1 protein-coding gene is annotated in these 490 nt (G+C 64.7%); it reads right to left on the bottom strand.

What is annotated here, in order from left to right; genetic code table 11:
- Positions 1 to 408: flavodoxin family protein (locus AACY45_RS28130; RefSeq protein WP_445261238.1), on the bottom strand; the 408-nt coding region annotated here is incomplete at its 3' end.
- Positions 409 to 490: the final 82 nt, after the last annotated feature.

Raw genomic sequence — 490 nt, 5'->3', positions numbered from 1 at the left:
GTCGGTCAGGATCAGCGTCGCGATCGGCGCGCGCGGCGTCAGGCTGGCCATATCGGCAAGCGCAGTTTGGCCGCCGCTGCCACCTTCGGTGACGAAGTGCGCGGTTCGCGTCAGCGCGCTGCCATGATCGAGCAGGTAGCGCCGCATCGGCGAAGACACATGCTGAACCCACACCGGCGAGCCGAGCACCACCAGATCATAGTCTGCCGGGTCATTGCGTGGGGCCAGGATCGTCGACGGGGCGCGTCGCCACGCTTCGACGGCGGAGCGGACATAGCCGCCCGGGCCGCGGCGCAAACGCAACTCGCGGATTTCCTCGAAATCGGCATGGCAGTGCGTGTCGATGGCTTGGGCAACGGTGCGCGTATTTCCACTGCGCGAATATGCAACGACAAGGATGCGCGACATGGCGGCCTCCGGCAAGAGTCGAGTTCTTGAGTCGAGTTCTTGCGAAAATGCCGAGCGGCAGCCCGGCAGACCATAAGCAATA

The sequence above is a fragment of the Pseudomonas sp. RA_35y_Pfl2_P32 genome, from assembly GCF_963970735.1.
Classification (GTDB): Bacteria; Pseudomonadota; Gammaproteobacteria; order Pseudomonadales; family Pseudomonadaceae; genus Aquipseudomonas.
The sequence above is the reverse complement of the archived record's forward strand: the minus strand, read 5'-3'. Positions and strand labels throughout refer to the sequence as shown.